We start from the raw sequence: 22,644 nt of genomic DNA on the forward strand, positions 1-22,644 counted from the left end.
TGCGATGACTGCTGCGAGTTTGGGGGTGCCGCTGCCCGGCGCGGCCGTGCCCACCAGAGGCGGGAGCAAGAAAGTCTTGCCCGGCTTCAACCTGACCCTGGGCTACACCCTGCTGTACCTGAGCCTGATCGTGCTGATCCCGCTCTCGGCGCTGGTGCTCAAGACCTTCACGCTGAGCCTGGACCAGTTCTGGGCAGCCATCAGTTCGCCGCGCGTCCTGGCGTCGTATCGGCTGACGTTCGGTGCTTCGCTGATCGCTGCCTTGGTCAACGTGGTGTTCGGCCTCCTGGTGGCGTGGGTGCTGGTTCGCTACAGCTTTCCCGGCAAGAAGATCGTCGATGCCCTGGTCGACCTGCCGTTCGCGTTGCCCACTGCCGTGGCCGGTATTTCCCTCACGGCGCTGTTGGCGGGCAATGGCTGGATCGGCCAGTACCTGGAGCCGCTGGGCATCAAGCTGGCTTTCAATCCCAATGGTGTTGTCATCGCGCTGATCTTCATCGGGCTGCCGTTCGTGGTGCGGACGGTGCAGCCGGTGCTGGAAGATACCGAGAAAGAGCTGGAAGAAGCCGCGATGTGCCTGGGCGCGACGCGCTGGCAGACTTTCGCCAAGGTGATCTTTCCCTCGATCGCCCCGGCGCTGCTCACGGGCTTCGCCATGGCGTTTGCCCGGGCCATCGGTGAATACGGCTCGGTGATCTTCATCGCCGGCAACATGCCCATGGTGTCGGAGATCACGCCGCTGATCATCATCGGCAAGCTCGAGCAGTACGACTACGCGGGCGCCACCGCCGTGGCCGTGGTGATGCTGGTGGTGTCCTTCGTGCTGCTGCTCATCATCAATGCGCTGCAAGGCTGGCAGCGCCGGCGATCGGGGGGCCAATGAGCTCCCTCACCACCAAACGGGTGGTCACCACCGAAGCGCCATGGGTGCGCTACACCCTGATAGCCGTGGCGCTGGCGTTCCTGCTGTTGTTCCTGGTGCTGCCGCTGGCTGCGGTGTTCGCCGAGGCGCTCCGCAAAGGGTTCGGCGCCTACCTGGAAGGCCTGCGTGAACCCGACGCCTGGTCGGCGATCCGCCTCACGCTGATCACGGCAGCCATAGCCGTTCCCTTGAATCTGGTGTTCGGCATCGCGGCGGCCTGGTGCATTGCCAAGTTCGAGTTCCGTGGCAAGGCATTTCTCACCACGCTGATCGATCTGCCGTTCTCGGTCTCGCCAGTCGTGGCCGGCTTGATCTATGTGCTGATGTTCGGCGCGCAGGGCTGGTTCGGCCCCTGGCTGGCGGAGCACAACATCAAGATCATCTTTGCCGTGCCGGGGATCGTGCTGGCCACGATCTTCGTGACCTTTCCGTTCATCGCCCGCGAGCTGATCCCGCTGATGCAGGCGCAGGGCAACGACGAAGAGCAGGCCGCCATCGTGCTGGGCGCCACCGGCTGGCAGACCTTCTGGTACGTCACCTTGCCCAATATCAAATGGGGCCTGATCTACGGCGTCATTCTGTGCAACGCGCGGGCCATGGGCGAGTTCGGCGCCGTGTCCGTGGTATCGGGCCATATCCGCGGCCAGACCAACACCATGCCGCTGCACGTCGAAATCCTCTACAACGAGTACCAGTCGGTGGCGGCGTTCGCGGTGGCCTCGCTGCTGGCGCTGCTCGCCCTGGTCACCCTGGTCATCAAGTCGGTGGTGGAGTGGCGCCATGAGCGCGAGATGAAGGCCGCGGCGGAGATTCCGCCGGAACGGCCGCTGGCCGTCAAGGAAGCAGTATGAGCATTGAAATTCGCAACGTCAGCAAGAAGTTCGGCGATTTCCACGCCTTGCGCGACGTATCCCTGGACATCGAATCGGGCGAACTGATCGCCTTGCTGGGCCCTTCGGGTTGCGGCAAGACCACGCTGCTGCGCATCATCGCCGGCCTGGAAACGGCGGACACGGGCAGCATCCTTTTCGCGGGGGAAGACACCACCGACGTGCACGTGCGCGATCGCCAGGTGGGCTTCGTGTTCCAGCACTACGCGCTGTTTCGCCACATGACGGTGTTCGAGAACGTGGCCTTCGGCCTGCGCGTGAAGCCGCGCGGCCAGCGCCCGAGCGAAGACCAGATCAAGAAAAAGGTGCACGACCTGCTGGGCCTGGTGCAGCTCGACTGGTTAGCCGACCGTTTTCCGTCTCAGCTCTCGGGCGGCCAGCGCCAGCGTATCGCCCTGGCCCGGGCCCTGGCCGTGGAGCCCAAGGTGCTGCTGCTGGATGAACCTTTCGGCGCGCTCGATGCCAAGGTGCGCAAGGAGCTGAGGCGCTGGCTGCGTCGGTTGCACGACGAACTGCACGTCACCAGCATTTTCGTCACCCACGACCAGGAGGAGGCCCTGGAAGTCGCCGACCGCGTGGTGCTGATGAACGCGGGCAACGTGGAGCAGATAGGATCCCCGCAGGACGTCTGGGACCATCCGGCCAGCCCCTTCGTCTATGGTTTCCTGGGCGACGTGAACCTGTTCCATGGCCGCGCCCACGAAGGCGAGGTGCACCTGGAAGGGATGCAGCTGCAGTCGCCCGAACACGCCGACGCCCAGAATGCCAAGGCTTTCGCCTATGTCCGCCCGCATGACCTGGACGTTCGCCGCTATTCGCCGGGCGAAGGCGTGGATGCGTCGGGCCGGCCGCGCGGCATCGTGGTCCAATTGAGCCGGGCCATCGTGGTCGGCCCCATTGCCCGGCTGGAACTTATTCCCGCGGATGACAACAAACCAGCGGGAGACAATCAGGATTCCATCATCGAAGCGCAGATTCCTGCGCAGCAGTTCAAGGAGATGGGATTCCGCGAGGGCGAGACGCTGGTGGTGACGCCGCGCCGGGCCCGTGTGTTTGTGGAATAGGCGAGGAAAGATCTTGATCCAATGGTTTGATACCGCGCCGCGCCGCGTGCTCGCGCTTGTCAGCGTGGCCTGCGTGGGCATGCTTGCTTTCGGGCTTTATCTGCAGCACGTGGTGGGCCTCGAGCCTTGCCCCATGTGCATCGTGCAGCGCTACGCCCTGGTCCTGGTGGCGCTGATATCGGGCATCACGGCCTTTGCGCGTGGCCGCGGCGCGTTGCTGGCGGGCAGCGGGCTCATGCTGCTGGTCTCGGGTTTCGGCGCTTTCGTGGCGGCGCGCCAGAGCTGGCTGCAGTGGTATCCCCCCGAGACCGCGTCCTGCGGGCGCGACTTCTACGGGATGATCGAGACCTTCCCGCTCAAGCGCGCCATCCCCATGATCTTCAAGGGCAGCGGCGACTGCACGAAGATTGATTGGACCTTCCTGGGCGGCTCCATCGCCAACTGGTCGTTCCTGTGGTTCTGCTTTTTCGCAGTGGTGGCCTTGGTCCTGCTGCTGCGGCAGGGCCGGCGCCGTTCCGCTCAGCACTCATACGCCTGACGGGTAGGTTTCCGGCGGCTCGGGGTTGGCCCAGACGTGCCCCCTGTCCAGGGGTTCCAGGGCGCTGGTTTGGTCGAGGTGGATGACGGCATCGAACTGGTCCGCCAGCCGGGTGTGGAAGTAGTGGCTTTGGCGCTCTGTCTCCGGCCGGTAGATCACGCCGATCGCGCGTTGCAGCCTGCGTTCGGAAAGCAGTGGCCTGAGCGAGGTGTTTCCCCTCAGCGGCAACAGGAATCGAGCGGCGCCGGTCTGGTGGAAAACGTCCTCCCAGCTGCCCGCAAGACCCGCGCGCACGCGCTTGCGCTGCGGCGGTTCATCCCATTCGGCGGCAGCCGTAACCCAACCTCGATGGGTGCTGAAGCCGACCAGCACCGCATCGCCGCCGTAGTGGTCGCGGGCGAGCTGGCCTACGTTCCATTCGCCGATTTCGCCCAACTCCGTGACGCTGGCGTCGCCCAGGTGCGAGTTGTGAGCCCACACGGCGATGTGCGCGGGCGTCCCGCTCGCGCCCAGATGTCCATCCAGGGCCCGTAGCGTCTCCATCATGTGGCTGTCTCGAAGATTCCACGATGACACGCGGCCGCGGAACATGTTGCGGTAGTACACCTCGGCGTTGCGCACCAGGCGGGCGTTTTGTTGGGCGCAGAAGACTTCATCCCGCTCCAGCCCCCGTGTCGCCGGCATGTTCGCGGCCAGACGGTTCATCTCCCGCAGTTGCTCAGCGGCCTCGTCCTCGCAGCTGGCGGACAGGCCGATACTCGCGCCATTGCCATAGGCCTGGCTGTCCTCCTTCGCGTGATCGAAACAGGCGTAGCGCGCCCGTGCCCTGCGGGCGGCCTCAGGGTCGGTGCGGTCGAGATACTCCAGCACCGCCTGCATCGAGCTGAACAGACTGTACAGGTCTATGCCGTAGAAGCCCACCTGTTTTTGCCGCCCGTGACCGGCGTTGTACTCGCGCAGCCATTCGATGAAATCGCGCACCTCGGTGTTGCGCCACATCCAGGCCGGAAAGCGCTTGAAGCCGGCCAGGGCCGCTGTGGCATCCGCATCGTCGGACAAGCCCCGCACATAACGATTGACGCGCCAGGCGTCGGGCCAGTCGGCTTCCACCGCAACCGCCGTGAACCCCTTTTCGGTCATCAGGCGCTGGGTGATGCGAATGCGCTCGCGATAGAACTCCTTCGTGCCATGCGAGGCTTCTCCCAACAAGGCCAGCCGGGAGTTGCCGATCAGGTCCAGCAGGGTGTTGTAGTCGCTCGGCTCGCCCGACAAGGGTTCAAGATGCGAACGAAGGTTGTCAACCAGCTTGCCGCCGGCGCGGACGGGCTCGGACAGGCGCGGGGCCATGTGTCACTCCTCCCCCGAGAATTTCAATGGACGGAAAAAGCGTGTTCGCGCCGCGCCTCTTCCAGCAGCTCATGGACTTCATCGTCGCTGGACTGCGGGAAGTTGCGATACCACAAGCCCACGGCCCGGAATGGCGTGGGGGTTGCGCAGCAAACCACTTCGTCAGCCTCGGTGCGCAGTTGCTCGCAGGTGTCGTCGGCGCCGACGGGAACGGCCACCACCAAACGCGCGGGATGCTGCTGACGGATCGCCAGCACGGCCGCCCGCATGGTCGAGCCTGTTGCCACGCCATCATCCACCACGATCACGTTGCGACCCCGCAGGCTCACCGCCGGGCCGTCGCCGCGGTAGAGCCGCTCGCGCCGAACCAGCTCTGCCTGTTCACGTTCCACCACGACGGCCACTTCCTTGGCAGACACGGTCGCGCCGGACAGGGGATTCATCACGCGTACGCCTCCGCTGGCAATGGCGCCCATCGCGTATTCCTCGTGCCCAGGGAAACCGAGTTTTCGCACCACGAACACGTCCAGCGGGGCCTGCAACGCATGGGCCACTTCGAAGCCGACCGCCACGCCGCCGCGCGGCAAAGCCAGCACCAGCAGGTTGGGGCGGCCGCGGTAGTGCTCCAGGTGTTCGGCCAGCACCCGTCCGGCCTGCCTGCGATCCTTGAACGGAAGGCGCACTTCGTTCATTCGGAAACCTCCGCGCTACGCGCTGCGGTATTCGCCTTGGGAGCGGCCCGGCGGCTCATGACGCGTGCTCCACCGGCACCATGTGCCGGATGAACCAGGAGGCTGCCGCCTGAGCCACTTCCTCCAGGGCACCGCGCTCCTCGAACAAGTGGGTCGCGCCGGGAACGATGATGAGGTCCTTGTCGCACTGAAGGCGCTGCAAGGCCTCCTGATTGAGTTCGATCACGCCGTGGTCGGCCCCGCCAACGATCAGCAGCGTCGGCGCGGTGACCGCTGCGAGGGCCGCTGGCCCTGCAAGATCCGGCCGGCCACCGCGGGACACCACGGCCTTGATGCGCTCGCCCAGCCGCGCCGCGGCAATGATGGCAGCCGCGCTGCCGGTGCTCGCGCCGAAGTAGCCGATTGGCGCGTGGTGCAACTCAGGCTGGGCGCAGGCCCATTCGGTGGCGTCCTGCATGCGCCGGGTCAGCAAGGGGATGTCGAATCGATGTTCGCGGGTCTGCAGGTCCACCTGCTCCTCCTGGGCGGTAAGCAGGTCGAACAGCAGCGTCGCAATCCCCGCTTGCTGCAGCCTCTGCGCCACCTGCCTGTTGCGCGCGCTGTGGCGGCCGCTGCCGCTGCCATGCGCGAACAGCACCAAACCCGCGAACCCGGGCGGTGTCACCAGGTCGCCGTAAAGCCGGGCGTCGCCCGCAGCGATGCGGACCTCCCTGGCAGTCGAATCTTGCGTGGCGGTATTCATCGGACCTCAGCCAATACAAGCTAGGCGCTCACGCGGCGCTGCGCTGTCGGACCGGGTCGATTCCTGTGTAGGAGACGCCTCGCGTCAGGTGTTGGCTCGGCGGTAGAACCGCCGCAGGCACGGTCGAGCCATTTGGTGGCTGGCGCCGTCCGACGAGCAGGAAATCTTCACACCAGCTTCTTGACGAACACCATGCTCTTGCGGTCCCAGTTGTACTTGCGCTTGCGCGCCTCGGGCAGCCAGTCGGCGTCGACCTGGACGAAGCCGCGTTTCAGGAACCAGTGCATGGTGCGGGTGGTCAGCACGAAGATGCTTTCCAGTCCCATGGAGCGGGCACGCTGCTCGATGCGCTTCAGGATCTTCTCGCCATCGCCCTGGCCCTGGCTTTGGGGCGATACCGTCAAGGCTGCCATCTCGCCGGTCTTGGCTTCGGGGTACGGGTACAGCGCCGCGCAGGCGAAGATGACACCGTCGTGCTCGACGATGGTGTAGTTGGCGATGTCGCGTTCGATCTCGGTGCGGTCGCGCTTGACGAGCGTGCCGTCCTTCTCGAACGGTTCGATCAGCTGCAGGATGCCGCCCACGTCGTCGGGAGTGGCTTCGCGCAGGCTTTCCAGCTTCTCGTCGATGACCATCGTGCCGATGCCGTCATGCACATAGACTTCCAGCAGCAGCGAACCGTCGGTGGCGAACGGAATGATGTGGCTGCGCTCTACGCCGGCCTTGCAGGCCTTGACGCAATGCTGCAGGTAGAAGGCCGTGTCGGTGGGCTGCTGCGCGCCGGGCAGGCTGGCCAGCAGCTGCTCCGCGGCGGCCAGTGGCAGCTCGGTGTCGATGGGGTTGTCCTCGCCCTCGGGCTCCAGCGGCTTGACCCGCACGCCGGGAATTTCGGTCAGGAAGATCAGCTTGTCGGCCTGCAAGGCAATGGCCACGCTGGTCGCGACTTCTTCCATGGTGAGGTTGAAGGCCTCGCCGGTCGGCGAAAAGCCGAAGGGGGACAACAGCACCATGGCGCCGAAGTCCAGCGTCCGCGTGATGCCGCCCACATCGACCTTGCGCACCAGCCCCGAGTGCTGGAAGTCCACGCCGTCCAGCACCCCAACGGGCCGCGCGGTGATGAAATTACCCGAGATCACGCGCACGGTGGCGCCGGCCATGGGCGTGTTGGGCAGGCCCTGGCTGAAAGCCGCTTCGATCTCGTAGCGCAGCTGGCCGGCGGCTTCCTGGGCGCTGTCCAGCGCCACTTCGTCGGTGATGCGCATGCCGTGGGAATACTTGGCGGCGTGGCCCTTGGCCCTGAGCTGCTCGTTGACCTGCGGGCGGAAGCCGTGGACCAGCACGATCTTCACGCCCATGCTCTGGATCAGCGCCAGGTCTTGCGCGATGTGGGGCAGCTTGCCCGCCGCGATGGCCTCGCCCGCGATACCCACCACGAAGGTCTTGCCCCGGTGCATGTGGATATACGGCGCCACCGAGCGGAACCACGGTACGAAGGTGAAGTTGAAGACGGTGGACATGGCGGTGACTAAGGGTTGGCCGAAAGTGTAAGGGATAGGCCTGTGCCGCGGCGGCTGGGTTTGCCGTATCGTACGCACCCATGGACATGCTGGTCGCGGGTTTCTGGGGCGCATTCTTTGGCACCGTCGCCCTCATGTTGGCCGGCTCGCTGGCTGCGTTTGCACGCTCGCTGCAGCGCGTGGCGTTGACGGCGGCGCTGTCCTCGCTGGTATCGGCGCTCTTTGTCGTGGCGTACCTGGGCTTGCTGCCCATTGAAAATCCCGCGCACCAATCGCGTTTCCTGGCTCACGTGGCCACGTTCACTTCGGTGGTGCTGGGTCTGATGCTGCTGGCCATGCTGGGCCTGCTGCGCGACCCCGTGGTGGCGCAGCGGGTCCGCGCCGTGATGGTGGTCGTGGGCGCCCTGGTGCTGGCCTTCGGGTGGACGCTGGACGCGCCCGAATCGCTTGCGCTCAGTTCAATGCTGGCGTTCATCGTCGGTGCCGTCATGCTCGTGATCTGCATCCGGAGCGCCCGCCGCGGCGACCGCCTGGCATGGGTGGCTGTCACCGGCGTCTCGTTCATGCTCGTCGCCGTGAGCGGATTGAGCTGGATTGCGCTGGATCGCGAGGGCGCGCCCTGGCAGGTCCATGCCCTGAGCGCGCTGTCGGGCATGGCCTATCTCTCCACCATGGCCACGGCGCTGTGGATCCGCTATTCCTACCTGATCGAATTGCGCGAGGTGGTGATCCACGGGCCGAGCTACGACCCGATCACGCGTATGCGCTCCCATACCGAAACCGGTCAGATGGTCGGGCTGGCTTTTTTTCGCCAGCATGAGGATGCGACGCACCCGGTGGGCGTGATCGGCATTGCCATCGGCAACCTGTACATGCTGGAAAAAATGCACGGCCGGCCGGCGCTCAACCACGCTCTGTTCGTTTGCGCCAGCCGGCTGCGCCGCTGCATGCCCGGCGACGTGGAGATGGGCCGCCTGGGTGAGGATGGTTTCCTCCTTCTTTTGCGCGATGCGGCCGATATGCAGCGGGTGGTCCGTCTTGGCAGGCTGGTCGCGGAGCGGCTGTCGCGCCCCGTGAAGCTGAGCACCAGCGGCGCGCCCGCCGACCTCGAGGCAGGCCAGGCCCATTGGGTGGCACAGGTGGGCGTAGGCGTGCTCGCCACCACGGCGCAGGTACGGCCTTCGGCCGCTGTGAAAATGGCCCGGGCAATGGCGCGCACCGCCTGGAGTTACGCCAGCCGCGTGGCCTGGCATGATCAGGCCTTGGGGGAGATAGCGGAGCTGCCGGCTGCCGACGCGGCTTGAGCGGGGGATAATCACGGGCTTTGAGCCGCGTGTCTTGTCGTCCCTGAGCATCACCTTCCCCGAATCCCTGCCGGTCTCGGCCAAGCGCGACGAGATCGCGGCCGCGATCGAGTCCAACCAGGTCGTCATCGTCTGCGGCGAAACCGGCTCGGGCAAGACCACGCAGCTGCCCAAGATCGCCCTGGGCCTGGGCCGGGGCAAGCTGAACTACCCACAGGGCCAGGGCCGGCTGATAGGCCACACGCAGCCACGCCGCATCGCGGCCTCCAGCGTCGCCAAGCGCATTGCCGAAGAGCTGAACACGCCGCTGGGTGAGGTCGTGGGCTACAAGGTGCGGTTCCAGGACCGGCTGTCGCGCGATGCATCGGTGAAGCTGATGACCGACGGCATCCTGCTCGCCGAGACCCAGACCGACCCGCTGCTCAAGGCCTACGACACGATCATCATCGACGAGGCGCACGAACGCAGCCTGAACATCGATTTCCTGCTCGGGTATCTGCGCGAAATCCTGCCACGCCGGCCCGACCTGAAGATCATCGTCACCTCGGCCACCATCGATGCCGATCGTTTTGCCAAGCATTTCCAGTCAGCGAAGGGGCCAGCGCCCGTCATCTACGTGTCGGGGCGGATGTACCCGGTGGAGCAGCGCTGGCGGCCCTTCGAGGATTCACGCGATTACGGGTTGAACGAGGCGATTGCCGATGGCGTGGACGAGCTCTGGCAGGGCGGTGGTGGCGGCGACATCCTGGTCTTCTTGCCGGGCGAACGCGAAATCCGCGAGGCGGCGGATCATCTGCGCAAGCACCTGTCGCACCAGCCGTTGACGCGCAATGCCGAGGTGTTGCCGCTGTTCGCCCGGCTGTCGCAGGCCGAGCAGGACCGCATTTTCGACAACCACAGCGGGCGCCGCATCATTCTGGCGACCAACGTGGCCGAGACTTCGCTGACCGTTCCGGGCATTCGCTATGTGGTCGACGCCGGCACGGCTCGTGTGAAACGCTACAGCTTCCGCAGCAAGGTGGAGCAGCTGCTGGTGGAGCCGATCAGCCAGGCGGCGGCCAACCAGCGCGCCGGCCGCTGCGGGCGCGTTGCCAACGGCATTTGCATCCGCCTGTACGACGAGAAGGATTTCGCCGGCCGGCCGCGATTCACCGACCCGGAAATCCTGCGTTCGTCCTTGGCCGGCGTCATCCTGCGCATGAAAGCCTTGCACCTCGGTTCGGTCGAAGACTTCCCCTTCATCGAGGAGCCTTCGCGCCGCGCCATTGCCGACGGCTACCAGCTGCTCAACGAGCTGGGCGCGGTGGACGATACCAACGAGCTCACGGCCATGGGCCGCGAGCTGGCCAAGCTGCCGCTGGACCCGCGCGTCGGCCGCATGATCCTGGAAGGACGCGAGCGAGGCGCGCTCGACGAGGTTCTGGTCATTGCGTCGGCGCTCTCGGTGCAGGACGTGCGCGACCGCCCGATGGAGTTGCAGGCCCAGGCCGACCAGCAGCACGCGAAGTTCGACGACGAGAAGAGCGAGTTTTCCGGCTATCTGCGGTTGTGGAAATGGCTGGACGAATCGCGCGGCGGCCATGACAAGCAGCACAAACTGAGCAACCGCCAGTACGAACAGCTGCTGCGCCAGAACTTCATCAACGTGCGGCGGGTGCGCGAGTGGCGCGACATCCACAGCCAGTTGCACACCGTGGTGGCGGAGCACAAGTGGCAGCTGAACGCGGCACCGGCCAGCTATGAGGAATTGCACAAGTCGATGCTGGCGGGCCTGCTGGGCAACATCGGCTGCAAGCTGGACGAGGAGGACGTGTACCTCGGCGCGCGCGGCATCAAGTTCTATCGCCATCCCGGCGCGCACCTGAAGAAGAAACCGGGCCGCTGGATCGTCAGTGCGGAGCTGGTGGAAACCACCCGCCTGTTCGGGCGCGGCATTGCCAACATCGAGCCGCTGTGGATAGAGCAGGTGGCCGGGCACCTGCTCAAGAAGCAGCTGCTCGATCCGCACTGGGAGAAAAAGGCTGCCGAAGTGATGTCGCTGGAGCGCGCCACGTTGTACGGCCTGGTGATCTACAGCGGCCGGCGGGTGCCTTTCGCCCGCGTCGATATGCAGGGTGCACGCGAGATATTCATCCGCGAGGGCCTGGTGGCCGGCCAGTGGGAGACGAAGCTGCCGTTCCTGGCCGCCAACCAGAAGCTCGTCAAGCAGGTGGAGGAGCTGGAGCACAAGTCGCGCCGGCAGGACGTGCTGGTGGACGAAGAACTGATCTATGCGTTCTACGACAAGTTCATTCCCCGCGACGTGTTCAGTGGCGCCAGTTTCGAGCGCTGGTTCCGCGAAGCCAGCCGCGGACATCCCGATCTGTTGAAACTGACGCGCGACGAGCTGATGCGGCATGAAGCCGCGGGCATCACGACCGAGGCCTTCCCGAAGTCCATCCGCATGGGCGGCGTGGATTGCGCCGCGACTTACCTGCACGAGCCCGGCGACATCCGCGATGGCATCACCGTGACGGTGCCGCTGTTCGTGCTGAACCAGGTGAACGAGGACCGCGCCGAGTGGCTGGTGCCCGGGATGCTCAAGGACAAAGTGCAGGCCCTCCTCAAGAGCCTGCCCCAACGACCCCGTTCGCGCTTTGTCCCGCTGCCGGAATCAGCTAATCGGCTGGCAACGCAGCTGTCGCAGCCCGAGTTCTGGGCCAATGGGTCGCTGACCGATGCCTTGCTGAAGATCGTGCGTGCCGATACCAGCCTGGACGTGAAGCGCGCGGACTTCAAGCTCGACATGCTGCCTGCGCATCTGTTCATGAATTTCCGCGTGGTGGACGAGCACGGACGCCAGCTGGGCATGGGGCGCAATCTGGGAGCGCTGAAGGCGGAACTGGGCGCGCAGGCGCGTGGGGCTTTTCAGGCATTGGCCGGCATGAAGGCCTTGCCTGCCTCGCCGGCGAGCCCTCATGCCGGCGCTCATGCCGACGCTGCGCCAGTGACTGCGGCGGAGCCAACAGCCAAGCGCCTGGTGGGCGACCAGCGCTACACCGCCTGGACCTTCGGCGAACTGCCCGAGCTGATGGAAATTCGCAAAGGCGGCACCAGCCTGATCGGGTTCCCGGCGCTGATCGACCAGGGCGATGCGGTGACGATCGAGGTATTCGACGAGCCCGACGTCGCGGCGGCAAAGCACCGCGCGGGCTTGCGCCGGCTGTTTGCCCTGCAGATCAAGGACGCCCTCAAGTACCTGGAAAAGAACATCCCCGACCTGCAGAAAATGGCCGTCGCCTTCATGCCGTTGGGGACGCAGGAGGAACTGCGCGAGCAGATCATCGAGGTGGCGCTGGAACGAGCGTTCATGCTGGAGCCCTTACCCGCCGACGAGATCGCCTTCAAGCGCCGGATCGAGGAAGGCCGTGGCCGCCTTACCTTGATCGCCAATGAGGTGGCGCGGCTGGCCGGCACGGTCCTGGTGGAGTACGCCGCGGCGGTGCGAAAGATCAAGGACACGAAAAACCAGCCCGATGCGACTGCCGATGCCGCTCAGCAGTTGCAGCGCCTGATGCCCAAGCGCTTCCTGGCGGCGACGCCCTGGGCCCAGTTGCAGCATTTCCCGCGCTACCTCAAGGCCATCACGCTGCGCCTGGACAAGCTGCGCAGCGATCCCGCGCGCGATACCACGAGGATGGCTGAACTGCGACCGCAGGAGCAGCGCTACTGGCGGCTGGTGGCCGAACGCAAAGGGGCCGTGGACGACCGAATGCAGGAGTTGCGCTGGCTGCTCGAGGAACTGCGCGTGAGTTTTTTCGCGCAGGAATTACGTACGCCCCAGCCGGTGAGCGTCAAACGGCTCGACAAGCTTTGGGTGCAGCTCAACAGCTGACACCCATGGCTCAGTCGCTATATCTTGCCCATCAATAGCAAGACCAGCAGGATCAGCAGAACCAGGCCCAGGCCACCCGAAGGACCGTAGCCCCAGTTGCGGCTGTGTCCCCAGGTGGGCAGCGCGCCCACCAGCAAGAGGATCAGCACGATCAGGAGAATCATCGAAACGGACATGTGGGCTCCTTGGTTATCGCTGGGCCTCAATCCTTGCACCGCCCGCCGGGCCGGCGCGCCGGAGGCCATCCCTGCCTCGGGTCAGGCAGCTTCCTGACGCCGTGTGGGCACATGGCTACTTTGTTCTTCGGTACAAAGCCCCTTTGACAGCCGAGGTGCCCATGGTGTGTACTTCGGCCACCCATGGATCGACGCAGTTTCATAGAGTCATGCACGGCCGGGGCGGCTTGTATATCCGCCGCGGCTGCATTGCCCGTGTTCGCCGCGGACGCCAAGCCCCGGGCCTATCCGCAGGCCCTGCTGATGAACGACAAGGGCGAGCCGCTCAAGGCCTCCAGCCTGAAGCCGCTCACCAACTATGTCTTCCACTATCCCTTCGAAGCCACCCCGGTGTTCCTGCTGGAATTGGGCAAGCCCGCGCCGCCGCAGTCACTGAGCACCAAGAACCGCGACGCCTATGCCTGGCCAGGCGGCGTGGGGCCGCGGCGCAGCGTGGTGGCGTATTCGGCGATCTGCGCGCACCAGCTCGTCTATCCCACGCGGGACGTGAGTTTCATCAGCTTTCGCAAGACCCGGGCCCAGCGCGGCGTGCAGGACGAACTGATCCATTGCTGCGCGGACCACAGCCAGTACGACCCGGCGCGGGGCGCCCGGGTCCTGTCCGGGCCTGCATCGCAGCCGCTATGCGCCGTGCTGCTGGCCCACGACACAAAGGCCGATACCCTCACGGCTTACGCCACGCTGGGCGGCGAGCTGTTCGACGACTTCTTCAGGAAGTACGAGATGAAGCTGAGCCTGGAGGTGGGTCCCAAGGCCAGGAACTCCGTCACCGGAGAGGCCGTTGTGCGCGAACTCGAGAAGTTCTGCCGCAACCCGATCCAGTGCTGAGTGATTTGTCCTTGCGGGCATGACCCGCTACTGTCCGGAGATTTCAGAGCGCTGGCAATTGCTCGTGGATGAGAGCCCTGACCGGGGACCCATGGTCGCGAGCGGTTCGCTGTCCGCTGCTGTTGCAGGCTTGCGTGTGGGCGGCGAAGCCACGTGCGGGCGGGCTGTGACGCGCGGTCAGCCCGCCCACACGCGGCTTCGCTCGGACTTGGTTGGCGCGCCGCAGCCGACCGGCGCACAGCCTTGCCGCGAGGTTTTGGCGCGCAACAAATTCATGGATCCTGGATCGAGTCCGGGATGACAGCCTTTTTCCTACAACTTCGCCAGGCGCTCGAGCGCCGCATGGAGCGTCTCTTCCTTCTTGCCGAAGCAAAAACGCACCACGCGCTGGTCGAACCCGTTGCCGTAGAACGCCGATAGCGGAATGGCCGCCACGCCGATCTCGGTGGTGAGCCACTTGCAGAATTCGGCTTCTCCCAGCTTGCTCACCTCGGAGATATCGACGCACTGGAAGTAGCTGCCTTCGCTGGGTAGGATCTTGAACTTGGTCCGCTGGAGGCCCTGGCGGAAAAGGTCGCGCTTGCGCTGGTAGAAGGCAGGCAGCTGCAGGTGGGGCTGCGGGTCCGCCATATACGCGGCCAGGCCATGCTGCACCGGCGTGTTGACCGTGAACACGTTGAACTGGTGGACCTTGCGGAATTCCGCCATGAGAGGTTCGGGTGCCGCCACATAGCCGACCTTCCAGCCGGTCACGTGATAGGTCTTGCCGAAACTCGACACGATGAAGGCCCGTGCCGCCAAGCCCGGGAAACGGGCCGCGCTCTGGTGTTCCTGGCCGTCGAACACCATGTGCTCATACACCTCGTCGCTGATCAGCAGGACGTCGGTGGGCGCCAGCAGCTCCTGCAGCTTGAGCATGTCCTGGTTCGACCAGATAGTGGCGCTGGGGTTGTGCGGGCTGTTGATCAACAGGGCGCGGGTCTTGCCATTGATCGCAGCGGAAATCTTGTCGAAATCCGGTCGAAAGCTGCCGGGCGTGAGCGGGACGCGAACCACGGTTCCGCCCGCGAGCTCGATGTTGGGTACATAGCTGTCGTAGCAGGGCTCCAGCACGATCACCTCGTCGCCCGGCCGGACGACGGCGAGGATTGCGGTGATGATGGCCTGTGTGGCGCCCGCAGTGATCGTGATCTCGGAGGCGGCGTCATAGCTGTGGCCGTACATCGCCTCCATCTTGGCCGCCACTGCGGCCCGCAAGGTGGGCACGCCGGGCATGGGCGGGTACTGGTTCAGCCCCTGCGTCATGGCCTCGGTCACGGCCCGGACAAGCCGCGGGTCGCAATCGAAATCGGGAAATCCCTGGCCGAGGTTCACGGCGCCTTTTTCGGTCGCAAGGGCCGACATGACGGTGAAGATGGTGGTGCCCACGGAGGGCAGCTTGGTCTGGAGAATCGGCGTGCGTGCGAGGTTAGAGCTCATAGTCGTTTACATGGCCTGTCATGGCCTTGGCGATCAGGTTGCGGTCGAGCCGGTCTGAGAGCAGCTCGGCGAACTTATAGACGAAGTTGCGCAGGTAGGCGCTGCGCTTGAAAGCCACCCGCGCCACGTTCTGCCCGAACAAGCTGCCCAGCGGCCGGACCGCCAGGTCGCTGTTGCTGCCGTCGTCGCGCACGGCCATCTCCGCGACGATGCCGATGCCCAGTCCCAGGCGCACATAGGTCTTGATCACGTCCGAGTCGATCGCTTCCAGCGCGATGCGAGGCTCCAGCTTGCGCTGCGCGAAAGCATGGTCGATGCGTGTGCGGCCGGTGAAGGAAGGGTGATAGGTGATGATCGGTTCGGAGGCCAGGTCCTCCAGGGTGATGCGCTCCTTCTTGGCCAGCGGATGGGCCAGCGGCAGCACCAGCACATGCTGCCACTCGTAGCAGGGCAGGGTGACCAGTTCCTGGTAGTCCGACAGCGACTCGGTGGCGATGCCGATCTCGGCCACTTCGTCGATCACCATGCGCGCCACCTGGTCGGGCGAGCCCTGGTGCAGGCTGACGTTCACCTTGGGAAAGGCCTCGCGCAGTTTGGCAACGGGTACCGGCAGCACATAGCGCGCCTGGGTATGGGTGGTCGCAATCGACAGGGTGCCGCTGTCCTGGGCACTGAACTGTTCGCCTATGCGCTTGAGGTTGCCGACCTCGCGCATGATGAGTTCTATGCTTTTGAGTACGTGCTGGCCCGGCTCCGTCACGCGCTTGAGGCGTTTGCCGTGGCGGGCGAAGATTTCCACCCCCAGCTCCTCCTCCAGTTCTATGATGGCCTTGGACACCCCAGGCTGCGACGTGTGCAGCGCCTTGGCCGCCTCGGTCAGGTTCAGGTTGCGGCGCACCGCTTCCTGGACGAATCGGAATTGATGGAGATTCATACCGAATTTCTTCTAAGAGAGAAATTCATTATGCCCGAGCCGTCTATGCTATTCGAGGGCAATCGTTGCCAGCAAATCCAGCACGCGCGGGTCTTCGCCCACCGGCTGCTGCAGCTTGAATTGCACCGCCGGGTTTGCATCGCGGAGGGCCTGGACCAGGCGAGGCAAGTCTTCGCGCGCGTGCCTGCCGGCGCCGAGGAACATGGGAACAATGGTGACCTCGGTCGCACCTTGGGCGGCGAGTTGCGCCGAGGCAGCGGGCAGGTCGGGCTGGTCGAGTTCCAGGTAGGCGCAGCGCACCAGTAGTCCCGGCTGCTGCGCTGCGAGCCGGCTGGCCACCGCCTCGATGGGGCGGCGCCACAGGGGGTCGCGCGAGCCGTGCCCAAAAAGGATGATCGCCTTGCGTTCCTGCATGGGGCTACCGCCGCAACACCAGCCAGCCGAAGGCGCCCAGCGAGAACATCGAATAGATGAGCCCCGGCGCAGCCGCGGTCAGCCATGGCCACCAGTTCTGCAGGTTGCCGATATAGCCGAACACGTTGTTGAGCAGAAAGAAGCTGATGCCGATCAGCACGCCGCCAAAAACATAGCTGGTGATGCCGCCAGAGCGGAAATGCAGATAGGCGAAGGGCAGGGCGAGCACGACCATGACGATGCAGCTCAGTGGATAGAACACCTTGCGCCAGAACTCTATTTCGTAGCGCTGGGAGGTCTGGCCATTGGCTTCCAGGTGGCGGATGTAGTGAAACAGGTCGATGGTGCTCATGCGGTCGGGCTTGAGCAAGGCAACCGACACCATTTCGGGTGTGATCTCGGTCGGCCAACGCATGCTGGGAAGTTTCAACCGTTCGACCCGTGCCGCTTCGGTGCCGCCCGTGTTGAATTCGCTGCGCTCGACGTCTTGCAACAGCCAGCCGCTGTCGGTAAAGCGGGCCTTGGGGGCCTGGGAGACAGACACCAGGAACCCGCGGCTGTCTGCTTCGAAGATGCGCACGTCCTGCATGTCGCCGTCGGGCGTGAGCGCCTTCACGTTGACGTTGTACGTGTGATAAGGCTGCCGCTCCTTCAGCCACGCCCCCGTCTGGCCGATGCTGATGCGGCCCTGCAAGCGGGCTTTGAGGAGCTGGGCCGCCCGGTCGGCGACCGGCGCCAGGTAGTCGCCGGCGGCGAAGGTCAGCAGGGTGAACACCAGGCCCAGTACCAGCAGCGTGCGCAACGCCCGCCAAGGCCCCAGCCCGCTGGTGCGCAGGATGGTGTACTCCGAGCTCTGGGCCAGCCGTGCCATCACGAAGATGGTGCCTATTAGCACGGCGATCGGCAGCAGCTCATAGAGATGGCTGGGCAGCATCAGGGTGACGTGCGCCAAGGCCTGGGTCAGCCGGTAGCCAGTAACGCCCTTGCCGACGTTCGGCAGTTCGTCCACGAAATCGAAGAAGAAGAAGAGCGCCAGGAATCCGACCGTCACGAACAGGACCGAGGCAAAGACTTCCCGATAGATGAGGCGCCTGATCGTTCTCATGGGGTGTCCGGGCGCGGTGCGGCGCGGTGACGCAGCAACTGCCGTAGCGTCCAGTTGTTGTGCTGTTTGGCCAGCCACAGCCCTCCCGCCACCAATACGCCGCCATGCAGGCCCACCAGGAAGGTGCCAAAGCCGGCGCGCCCGGTGCTGATCCAGCTCTGCCCCAGGTTCAGCAGGTTGAAATAGACGACGAAGGCGAACAGGGCGAACACCAGGTTGCCGCTGCGGCCGGCGCGAGGGTTCACGCTGGACACCGCGATGGCGATCACCACGAAGTTCAGCGCCGCCAGCGCCAGGCCGAGGCGCCACGCCAGCTCGCCCAGATGGGGCCGCGTGGGTTCCATCACGAGGTCGAACGTGGAACGCGTCTTGGCCGGCAGGTTCCCGCGCGCCACCAGCTCATTGGCGCCGACGCGGTTCGCGTATTCCTCGAACTCACTGATCTTCAGCTGCCCGGCTTCGGTGGTTTCCAGCCGCTGGCCATTGGCAAGCACCAGGAACTGGTTGTCGCCCATGGTTTCGATGCGGCCGCTGCGCGCCGAGGTCACCGTTTCCTTGCCGCGCTCGTTGGTCGAGATGAATATGTTCTTGCCCGACTTGTTGTCGGGCGTGTCCTTGTCCAGGAAGAACACGCGTGTTCCGCTGGCCGACTCCTGGAACTGGCCGGGCGCGACGCGCTCCAGGTCGCCGCGCTTGCCATAGCGGTCCTTGAGTTCCTGCGTCTGCTGGTTCGACCAGGGCCATACGGCCAGCGCGAGGGCGGCGATCACCAGCAATATCGGCCAGGCGAAGCGGAACAGCGGCGTAAGGAAGGCCGACAGCCCCCGGCCGGCCGAGAACCAGATCACCATTTCGCTGTCGCGGTACATGCGCGACAAGGTGCCGACGATGGCGATGAACAGGGACAGCGTGAGCACGGGGGGGAGATAGCCCAGCACCGTGTAGCCCATCACCATCAGGACTTCCTGGGGATTGACGCTGCCGCGGCTGGCCTGGCTCAGCGTGCGGATCAGCGTCATCGTCATCACGATGGTCACCAGCACGACCAGCGTCGCGCCGAAACTGCGGGCGAGCTCCTTGCGGAGGGTCGAATGGAATAACATCGGCGCGATATTGAAGTTGCGAAAGAAAAACAGCGAATTATGGACTTTGAACTCAAGACCCTGACCCTGGCAGGCGCCGCCGCCGAGAAATGCGATGCGATCGTGGTGCTGGTCGGCGAATCCTTCAAGCCGGGGAAGGACCCCCTTTCCAGGCTGGTTGCCGACGCCATGAAGGCGCGCGACCTGGAGACCAAGCCCGGCAAGCTGCTGCAGGCGTACCGCAGTGCCGGCATTGCCGCGCCGCGCGTCGTGCTGGCCGGGGCGGGCGACGGCACGGGCAAACGCGTGCAGGCTGCCGTCCAGGCGGCCGTGGGCAGCTTGCGCACCTCGGGCGCCAAGCGCCTGGTGATCTGCCTGCCCGCCGACGCCGGGGACGACGCCGTACGCGCCGCCGTGGCTGCAACGGCCGAGGCCAGTTACGTGTATGTGGCAACCAAATCCAAGCCGGAAGGCCGCGAACTGCAGCGTGTGACCATTGCGGTGGCGGACGCTGCCCGCTATAAGGCGGGTTTCGGTGCGGCCAAAGCCGCGGCCAACGGCATCGAATTCGCCCGCGAGCTCGCGAACCTGCCCCCCAACCTGGCGACACCCACGCGCCTGGGCGACGAAGCCAAGAAGCTCGCCAAGACGCATGGCTTCCTGTGCGAAGTGCTGGGGCCCAAGGAAATCGGCAAGATCGGCATGGGTTCGTTCCTGGCGGTGGCCCAGGGCTCCGAGCAGCCCCCGCGCTTCATCGTGCTGCAGTACCAGGGCGCCGCGGCGAGCGAGCCGCCGCTGGTACTGGTCGGCAAGGGCATCACCTTCGACTCGGGCGGCATCTCCATCAAGCCCTCGCAGGACATGGACGAGATGAAATTCGACATGGGTGGCGCAGCCAGCGTGCTCGGCACCTTCCGCGCCATTGGGGAGCTGAAACCGGCACTCAACGTGGTCGGCCTCATCCCGAGCTGCGAGAACATGCCCGACGGCAAGTCGGTCAAGCCGGGCGACATCGTCACCAGCCTCAGCGGCCAGACCATCGAAATCCTCAACACCGATGCCGAGGGGCGCCTCATCCTGTGCGACGCACTGACCTATGCCGAGCGGTTCAAGCCCAGCGCGGTGATCGACATCGCCACCTTGACGGGCGCCTGCGTGGTGGCGCTGGGTGGGGTGCGCAGCGGCCTGTTCGCGACGGATGACGGGCTGGCGCAATCGTTGCAGGACGCCGGCGATGCCGCGCTCGACCCCTGCTGGCGCATGCCGCTGGATGACGAATATGCCGATGGCCTGAAGAGCAACTTTGCCGACGTGGCGAACGTCGCGGGCCGCGCCGGCGGCGCCGTCAATGCGGCCAAGTTCCTGCAGCGCTTCACGACGAAGTATCCCTGGGCCCACCTGGACATCGCCGGCACGGCATGGAAGGGCGGCGCCGCCAAAGGATCGACCGGGCGCCCGGTCGGACTGCTGGTGCAATTCCTCGTGAGCCAGCTGGGCGCCGCGCCCGCCAAGCCGGCCCGTCGTGGCGCCAAACGCAAATAGCAGGGCCATGACTGAGGTTGCCTTCCATTTCAATGCGCCCGACAAGCTTGGCTATGCATGCCGTCTGCTGCGCAAGGCCGTTGCCAACGGTGCCAAGGTGGTGGTGACGGGCGATCCCGGGCTGCTGCGCGAACTCGACACGGCACTGTGGACCTTCTCGGCGCTGGACTTCGTGCCGCACTGCTATGGGGCCGCCGCCGCACCGGCGGTCGTGGAGGCCTCGCCGGTGGTGCTGGCCGATTCCGCCCGCACGGCGCCGCATCAACAGGTGCTGGTCAACCTGGGAGCAGGGGTGCCCGAAGGCTTCGAGCGCTACGAGCGATTGATCGAGGTCGTCACCCTCGAAGAAGACGACCGGCAGCAGGCCCGCCAGCGCTGGAAGCACTATGCCGACCGGGGTTACGCCATCACGCGCCACGATCGCGCCAGGGAGGCCGGCTGATGTCCAGCCGCAACCCGCCGCGCTATGTGCCCACCCTCACCGAGGTGGTCAAGTCCTCCGCCGCCCCCGAGGCGGCGGTCTCAGTGGGCGTGTCGCAGGAGCAGCTCATTGCCCGCGTGATGCAGCGCGTCGATCTCGTCCTGGAGCGGCGGTTGCGCGAGGCCATCGCCACCACGGTGCTGGAGCAGACGCGATCCATCGCCCCCTTGCTGCGCGATGAAATCGAGTCGGTCGTTCGCGAGACCGTGTCGCAGGCGTTTGTCGACGAGCTGGCGGCCGGGCAGCACACCCGGAAATAGCGCTCGCGAGACACTGTTCATTAGCGCCGCGGCGACTGGGGTATTCCCCCTTATCGGCCCCAACCTAGACCTTTCCCTATGGTTCGGGTCCGGAAATTGCGATATGTTCGCCGCCGTTGAGCCTAAAAAGATATCTCAACCCTTTTCCCTACTCTGGAGGTTAGTTATGCAAATGAAGTTGAAATTGACGGTTGTCGCCACCATCGCCGCAGTTGCGGGCATGGTGTCCGCTCAAGAACAAGTGGTCAAGATTGGCCACGTCGCGCCCATGTCCGGTGCCCAGGCCCACTACGGCAAGGACAACGAAAATGGCGTGCGGATGGCCATCGAGGACCTGAACAAGCAGGGCGTGACCATCGGTGGGAAGAAGGTCAAGTTCGAGATCCAGGCTGAAGACGACGCAGCCGACCCGAAGCAGGGCACGGCCGTCGCACAAAAACTGTGCGACTCCAAGGTCGCCGGCGTGGTTGGCCACCTGAACTCGGGCACCACCATTCCCGCTTCCAAGGTCTACAACGACTGCGGCATCCCCCACGTCACCGGCGCGGCCACCAACCCCGACCTGACCAAACCGGGCTACAAGACCACCTACCGCATCCTTGCCAACGACAATGCGCTGGGCGCGGGCTTGGCACTCTATGCCGCCGATAAGCTCAAGCTCAAGAAAGTGGCGATCATCGACGACCGCACGGCTTATGGCCAGGGCGTTGCCGCGGTGTTCAAGAAGACCGCGGAGTCTAAGGGCCTGCAGGTCGTCGACTCGCAGTTCACGACCGACAAAGCCACCGACTTCATGGCCATCCTGACTTCCATCAAGTCGAAGGCTCCGGACGCCATCTTCTACGGCGGCATGGACGCGCAAGGCGGTGCGATGTTGCGCCAGCTGGAGCAGCTCGGCATGTCGAACGTCAAGTTCTTCGGCGGTGACGGCATCTGCACGGCTGAGATCGCCAAGATCGCGGCCGGCGCCAAGACGCTGGGCAATGTGATCTGTGCCGAAGGCGGCGCTTCGCTCGCGAAAATGCCCGGCGGTACGGCTTGGAAGAAGCGTTACGACGAAAAGTACCCGAACCAGTTCCAGGTCTACAGCCCGTACACCTATGACGCCACGTTCGTGCTGGTGGACGCGATGAAGCGCGCCAACTCGGTCGATCCGAAGGTCTACACCGCCAAGCTGCCGGAGACCAGCTACAAAGGCGTGACGACTACCATCGCCTTCGAGCCCAACGGCGAGCTGAAGAACCCGGCCATCACCCTGTACGTCTACAAGGACGGCAAGAAGGTCCCTCTGGAATAAGCGTAAAGCTTGTATGAAAAGCCGCCTTCGGGCGGCTTTTTTCATGGGCTGGAACAAAGGTAGCTGTGCCTCGGTCCCTACAGGGGCCTGTCAGGA

The 22,644-nt window shown here is 65.1% G+C and carries 21 protein-coding genes; 11 read left to right on the forward strand and 10 right to left on the reverse strand.

The features are described 5' to 3' along the window. Positions 1-4 precede the first annotated feature (4 nt). The 4 genes from cysT to HNE04_RS00650 are packed head-to-tail and all read left to right on the forward strand — an operon-like array spanning position 5 to position 3,414. Positions 5-883: a sulfate ABC transporter permease subunit CysT gene (cysT, locus tag HNE04_RS00635; RefSeq protein ID WP_172215787.1), complete on the forward strand. Its 879-nt coding sequence runs from the start codon at positions 5-7 to the stop codon at positions 881-883. Continuing rightward, complete coding sequence (cysW, locus tag HNE04_RS00640) at positions 880-1,773, forward strand: sulfate ABC transporter permease subunit CysW (protein WP_172215789.1); 894 nt, start codon at positions 880-882, stop codon at positions 1,771-1,773. Before cysT ends, cysW begins: the two co-directional genes overlap by 4 nt. Continuing rightward, positions 1,770-2,876: a sulfate/molybdate ABC transporter ATP-binding protein gene (locus HNE04_RS00645; protein ID WP_172215799.1), complete on the forward strand. Its 1,107-nt coding sequence runs from the start codon at positions 1,770-1,772 to the stop codon at positions 2,874-2,876. Before cysW ends, HNE04_RS00645 begins: the two co-directional genes overlap by 4 nt. A gap of 13 nt (positions 2,877-2,889) precedes the next feature. Then, complete coding sequence (locus HNE04_RS00650; protein WP_172215801.1) at positions 2,890-3,414, forward strand: disulfide bond formation protein B; 525 nt, start codon at positions 2,890-2,892, stop codon at positions 3,412-3,414. Here the strand turns inward: HNE04_RS00650 and HNE04_RS00655 are convergent. The 4 genes from HNE04_RS00655 to argA all read right to left on the reverse strand — a co-directional run bounded on the left by HNE04_RS00655 (position 3,403) and on the right by argA (position 7,712). Further along, complete coding sequence (locus tag HNE04_RS00655) at positions 3,403-4,761, reverse strand: erythromycin esterase family protein (protein ID WP_172215803.1); 1,359 nt, start codon at positions 4,759-4,761, stop codon at positions 3,403-3,405. The genes HNE04_RS00650 and HNE04_RS00655 overlap by 12 nt on opposite strands. Positions 4,762-4,784: 23 nt before the next feature. Then, entirely contained in the window at positions 4,785-5,453 is a 669-nt protein-coding gene (locus HNE04_RS00660) for a phosphoribosyltransferase (RefSeq protein WP_172215805.1), read from the reverse strand. A gap of 55 nt (positions 5,454-5,508) precedes the next feature. Next, positions 5,509-6,195, reverse strand: coding sequence for a dienelactone hydrolase family protein (locus HNE04_RS00665; RefSeq protein ID WP_172215807.1), 687 nt, complete (start codon positions 6,193-6,195; stop codon positions 5,509-5,511). 167 nt (positions 6,196-6,362) lie between these two features. Further along, a complete protein-coding gene (gene argA, locus HNE04_RS00670; RefSeq protein ID WP_172215809.1) occupies positions 6,363-7,712 on the reverse strand; it encodes an amino-acid N-acetyltransferase in 1,350 nt (449 codons plus the stop codon). Between the two features lie 80 nt (positions 7,713-7,792). Here argA and HNE04_RS00675 point away from each other — a divergent pair, with 80 nt between their 5' ends. Continuing rightward, on the forward strand, positions 7,793-9,016 hold the full coding sequence (locus HNE04_RS00675) for a 7TM diverse intracellular signaling domain-containing protein (RefSeq protein ID WP_172215818.1): 1,224 nt from the start codon (positions 7,793-7,795) through the stop codon (positions 9,014-9,016). Between the two features lie 43 nt (positions 9,017-9,059). Beyond that, complete coding sequence (gene hrpA / locus HNE04_RS00680) at positions 9,060-12,890, forward strand: ATP-dependent RNA helicase HrpA (protein ID WP_235964736.1); 3,831 nt, start codon at positions 9,060-9,062, stop codon at positions 12,888-12,890. 17 nt (positions 12,891-12,907) lie between these two features. Here the strand turns inward: hrpA and HNE04_RS00685 are convergent, their stop codons facing one another. Further along, positions 12,908-13,066 carry a DUF3309 family protein gene (locus tag HNE04_RS00685; protein ID WP_172215823.1) on the reverse strand — a complete coding sequence of 53 codons (159 nt, stop codon included), beginning with the start codon at positions 13,064-13,066 and terminating at the stop codon, positions 12,908-12,910. A gap of 183 nt (positions 13,067-13,249) precedes the next feature. Between HNE04_RS00685 and HNE04_RS00690 the strand changes: the two genes are divergently transcribed. Further along, complete coding sequence (locus HNE04_RS00690) at positions 13,250-13,954, forward strand: Rieske (2Fe-2S) protein (RefSeq protein WP_172215825.1); 705 nt, start codon at positions 13,250-13,252, stop codon at positions 13,952-13,954. Between the two features lie 312 nt (positions 13,955-14,266). Here HNE04_RS00690 and HNE04_RS00695 read toward each other — a convergent pair whose 3' ends face one another. Genes HNE04_RS00695 through lptF form a run of 5 tightly spaced genes read right to left on the reverse strand, consistent with a single transcriptional unit; the run spans position 14,267 to position 18,989 of the window. Next, positions 14,267-15,433 carry a pyridoxal phosphate-dependent aminotransferase gene (locus tag HNE04_RS00695; protein WP_172215827.1) on the reverse strand — a complete coding sequence of 389 codons (1,167 nt, stop codon included), beginning with the start codon at positions 15,431-15,433 and terminating at the stop codon, positions 14,267-14,269. Beyond that, a complete protein-coding gene (locus HNE04_RS00700) occupies positions 15,423-16,367 on the reverse strand; it encodes a CysB family HTH-type transcriptional regulator (protein ID WP_172215829.1) in 945 nt (314 codons plus the stop codon). Before HNE04_RS00700 ends, HNE04_RS00695 begins: the two co-directional genes overlap by 11 nt. Before the next feature lie 48 nt (positions 16,368-16,415). Next, the gene (locus HNE04_RS00705) at positions 16,416-16,781 is read right to left on the reverse strand and encodes a sirohydrochlorin chelatase (RefSeq protein ID WP_172215831.1); all 366 of its coding nucleotides are present in this window, start codon (positions 16,779-16,781) and stop codon (positions 16,416-16,418) included. Between the two features lie 4 nt (positions 16,782-16,785). Beyond that, on the reverse strand, positions 16,786-17,886 hold the full coding sequence (gene lptG / locus HNE04_RS00710) for an LPS export ABC transporter permease LptG (protein WP_172215833.1): 1,101 nt from the start codon (positions 17,884-17,886) through the stop codon (positions 16,786-16,788). Then, positions 17,883-18,989, reverse strand: a complete 1,107-nt coding sequence (gene lptF, locus HNE04_RS00715) for an LPS export ABC transporter permease LptF (RefSeq protein ID WP_172215835.1) — start codon at positions 18,987-18,989, stop codon at positions 17,883-17,885. The genes lptG and lptF overlap by 4 nt, the downstream gene beginning before the upstream one ends. A gap of 39 nt (positions 18,990-19,028) precedes the next feature. Between lptF and HNE04_RS00720 the strand changes: the two genes are divergently transcribed. The 4 genes from HNE04_RS00720 to HNE04_RS00735 all read left to right on the forward strand — a co-directional run bounded on the left by HNE04_RS00720 (position 19,029) and on the right by HNE04_RS00735 (position 22,548). Then, on the forward strand, positions 19,029-20,510 hold the full coding sequence (locus HNE04_RS00720) for a leucyl aminopeptidase (protein WP_172215837.1): 1,482 nt from the start codon (positions 19,029-19,031) through the stop codon (positions 20,508-20,510). A gap of 7 nt (positions 20,511-20,517) precedes the next feature. Then, complete coding sequence (locus tag HNE04_RS00725) at positions 20,518-20,952, forward strand: DNA polymerase III subunit chi (RefSeq protein ID WP_172215839.1); 435 nt, start codon at positions 20,518-20,520, stop codon at positions 20,950-20,952. Next, positions 20,952-21,251 carry a hypothetical protein gene (locus tag HNE04_RS00730; protein WP_172215841.1) on the forward strand — a complete coding sequence of 100 codons (300 nt, stop codon included), beginning with the start codon at positions 20,952-20,954 and terminating at the stop codon, positions 21,249-21,251. Before HNE04_RS00725 ends, HNE04_RS00730 begins: the two co-directional genes overlap by 1 nt. 166 nt (positions 21,252-21,417) lie before the next feature. After that, entirely contained in the window at positions 21,418-22,548 is a 1,131-nt protein-coding gene (locus tag HNE04_RS00735) for a branched-chain amino acid ABC transporter substrate-binding protein (RefSeq protein ID WP_172215844.1), read from the forward strand. Positions 22,549-22,644: the final 96 nt, after the last annotated feature.

It is taken from the genome of Caenimonas soli, from assembly GCF_013155545.1.
Taxonomy (GTDB): Bacteria; Pseudomonadota; Gammaproteobacteria; order Burkholderiales; family Burkholderiaceae_C; genus Ramlibacter; species Ramlibacter soli.